The 3,752-nt window shown below is 34.8% G+C and carries 3 protein-coding genes; 1 reads left to right on the top strand and 2 read right to left on the bottom strand.

All coding sequences use genetic code 11. The features are described 5' to 3' along the window. Positions 1–1,380 precede the first annotated feature (1,380 nt). Positions 1,381–1,971 (top strand): hypothetical protein, encoded by a 591-nt coding sequence (locus tag ACQR30_RS08480; RefSeq protein WP_429734008.1) that lies wholly within the window; start codon positions 1,381–1,383, stop codon positions 1,969–1,971. A 52-nt stretch (positions 1,972–2,023) separates the two neighbouring features. Here the strand turns inward: ACQR30_RS08480 and ACQR30_RS08485 are convergent, their stop codons facing one another. Both ACQR30_RS08485 and ACQR30_RS08490 read right to left on the bottom strand, forming a co-directional pair. Beyond that, a complete protein-coding gene (locus ACQR30_RS08485; RefSeq protein ID WP_429734010.1) occupies positions 2,024–2,161 on the bottom strand; it encodes a hypothetical protein in 138 nt (45 codons plus the stop codon). Positions 2,162–2,308: 147 nt separating this feature from the next. Next, positions 2,309–3,655, bottom strand: a complete 1,347-nt coding sequence (locus ACQR30_RS08490; protein WP_429734012.1) for a DUF3863 domain-containing protein — start codon at positions 3,653–3,655, stop codon at positions 2,309–2,311. Positions 3,656–3,752 lie beyond the last annotated feature (97 nt).

Genomic DNA, 3,752 nt, shown 5'->3' on the forward strand with positions numbered 1-3,752 from the left:
AGAAATCTATCATTCATACGTCTTTTGTTATTTGGTAAAAAATATTTAGGCAAAACTAACTAATAAAAGATAAACTTGTCTTTTATTATTCTTATTTTTATCTAAATAAACGAATTATGATAAATTCATAAAGATAATCCTTGCAATCCTAGAAAATATTATAATTCATCCACCATAAGAAATATTAGGAAAAGCTTTGCCAGCCAGCGAAGACTGATTCGCAATAATAAAGTGAGTTGGTGGCGGATCAGATCATAACGTTCGTGTTCCTTCCTGCAAAAAAGGATGGCTCAAATATTATGTCAAGCAATCATGTCATCGGTAATAAAAAAAACTGGGTGCTTCATCTAATTAAAAGAATCTCTTCAAAAAAAAGTGGGAACAGCTACCATTACAGCCACCGCAGGAAAGTTGACATGTCTCATCTTGCATATAATCACTGAGTAGCTGTTTTACAATACTCAGCAGGAACGGGGGCGGAAAAGTATGAATGAGATTTGCACCATCGTCTTCTTCCAATGCAGAAAATAATGGCCACAACGCTTAGTGTGGCAAAAAATAAAAAAGTTTTTCGATTTGCCAGCGGAGTTATTCTTGCAGGCTAAAAATCTATACTACGGCAGCAATTTATATTTACTGCCGTAGTATAGTTGTCTGAATATTTAGGGATATTTCCCAAGCCACACTTATGCATTCTGATTACCAAAAATAATATCGCGCTAGCGGCAATTAAAATCTCTTTGTATTTCAAGGCTTTTTGACCTTGGCTTCCGCTGCGTCCAAGGCAGCGAAAACATTTGTCTGAAATAGGACAGTATAGCTACCCTCGCAATCTATTTTTGGATTTATGAAACATTAAAAGCGTATTGATTTCGTGTCGCAACAATTCCACTATTTGATCTTTTTCCATAAACTTTTATTGAAAATACTCGGCCCTTTCCAGGAAGGATTTATTTACTGTCTCGTCCGGAAAAAACCTACTCCGTATTGCCAAATATGGCGCATTGTTTGTTACCTATTACAGTTTTTCCTTTGTGTAAAATAATTGCTAATTATTTCTTCTATTTTTATTGGAGAATTAAACATATTGATATTTGATTTGATAATCTTCATTTTGATCGTTATGAGTTAAAATACAAATGATGAGCAAACTTCATGAAAAGAAGATTATTGTTGCCTTTTTCAATTTTATTCCTTGCTTCTAAGGATAATAATAATTCTGCTTAACAACAAAGCTAATGCAATAAAAGCTATTTGGTCAAATAGCAACATTCTCAAAATATAATTGTCGAACTGTGTAGCAAGATTGGAGATTTGTACGTTTTTATTTATAGCTAGTCCATTTTATAAAACAACCTTTTAATTACAAAACATAAATCGATGAAACGGTTGAAATGGTTATTATTGCTTTTCCTTACGACTATTATGAGTTGCAAGAAATCTAATCCTCAAACCAATAAAGAAGAATCTTATTTCCCCAATAATATTGGTAATAAATATGTTTATTCAGTCACAGACACCGCTGCGAATAGTACTTATAATTTAACTGTAGCTATAGTTGGACAAGCCTCAATAGGTTCTAAGCATGTTACTATTTGGACATATACTTTCCCAACCAACATTGATACTAATTATGTATATGCCAATGTAGACTCGGTAGTTTTTTACGATAAAACTAAAACATCCATCGTGAATGTCTACCATTTGCCTATCATTGTGGGAGCTGAATGGCGTAATAAATTTAATGCTGATACTAGTAAAGTTGTAAGTAATCTTAATCTTACAATAAACGCAGGAACGTTTGATAATGCTTATCTTATTCAAGATAACGCCCATGCACCTAATTACTTTTTGGATAGAAGTCAATGGTATATCCCAAATGTAGGGCTAGTGAAATTGAAAATACGTGAAATTAATTTGGGGGCAATCACATCGCAATCTTGGGAATTAATTCAATATCAATTACAATAAAGAATTTTTGCGTTGATCCCCGTTTTTGCGCCGATCCAAACATTTACATATTTTAAATACCATTTGTGTCGGAGTGTATAAGTGAACTACCACTCACGGCAGAGCCGATGGGTTGGGCTTCGGAGGCCATAGACTTACCTAATGGTAACGCTTTACTCCGTTTTTGTTTAGTGTCCAAGTTAGTTCCCAAGCCTAACTGTATTTTTAAACCTTGTTTGTCGCTTACAAGTTGACAATATTAACGATTTTAGGCTTTTGGCAAAAAGCGTATTGATGAATAAAAAGAAGAAGAAGCCACTTAGGATTATCTTTTTCATAATTTTTATTAGAAATACTTTTATTGATTTAATAATTTAGGATAATACTTTCCGATAATAGCTTTATCTTCAATAGAAAGACTGTCAATAGCAACTGGCTTATCCTGAACTCGAAGACCTTTTTGATTAATCTCCCCCAAAAGACTCCAATTGCGGGTACTTCCAGATTTCGGTTCTTTAGCAGGTAGGTTATAACGAGTAAAATCAATAACTTTTTCATTATTACCATTTGTATCACCAAGAAGTGCCAGCCTAAAATCTTTATTCATAAACCATTGGATTTTTTTATCTTTATCCGAACCACCAATCCCGGAACCGTTTTCTTCAAACCGATAATTGAAATTATTTGTCTTATAATATTTCCGCCAGATCATTCCAAATTCGCCTTGGGTAATAAACTTCACATTAGGCCAACGTGCTTTTATCTCATTAAGCCAATCAGTCAAATACTTTACATCGTAAGGTAAGCATAATTCCCAGCAGTTTGTAACCCAACCGAAACCATTCAACTTAAATCCTTTGTCAAAATGAATAGCTGTTGTATGCATCATTTCTTTAAGCCCAATTTTAGCTCCGTATCTTCCAATTGTCTCTATAGGACCCACCCCCATTCTGCTATTAAATCCATCGGCAAACCCAGCCCTTCTAGCCGCTAAAAAATCTACCGTCCATCCATCAAGATTTACGCAATCAATAAAATCATCTTTGTTTTGGGCAGGCTTACAGAAATGTTCTGTTGATGGATAATATGGATAAGAAACAGAACCATCACCATCCTGATTATCTATTGAATATTGACTCCAGATATTGCCTTGGCAAACATGGATCCCTTCTTCTTTTGATAGGTACTGCTGATTTTTGGAAGACAGGAAGCCCGCCACAATACTAAGTGGACGATAGTTGTTACCTACCAATTTAGCTATTAATGCCAATGCATCGTGTATATCTTTGTTTACCTGATTGGTAGAGTTATATGCATTTGCAAAATACGCTCCCGGAATAAAAGTTATTGCATCACCGTATTTGTAGTGATATCCCACCACAATCTTTCTTATTTGTCTATAATTGAATGAGGTATCATGCAAAGCCCTCCAACTAAATGCCCAAGTTATTCTCGCATCGGCAAATGCATTTGTAATTGCATTCCTAAAATTTACGACTCGCTTCGGGGTATGTAAAGCTCGCTCATCTGCACCAATACTTTTGTTGCGGGAGACCTCAATCTGATTGACCCGGATAACGGTATTGAATGTCAAAAAACGAGAACCCATTAAAGGAATTCTTTTTCCGATTAGCGGCTGCGCAGAAAGCACGCCGACAAATAAAAGAAAAATAAACAAGCTACCCATCAAAAAAGACATCTTCATATTTACTGTTATTTAATGTTTGTTACAAAAAGCCATTCCTATTTGTGTCTTAACTTTAATAAAAGTGGGCGGCGTACTATCACTCACATGCAATTCA

Source organism: Arachidicoccus sp. (assembly GCF_050436765.1).
Classification (GTDB): Bacteria; Bacteroidota; Bacteroidia; order Chitinophagales; family Chitinophagaceae; genus Arachidicoccus.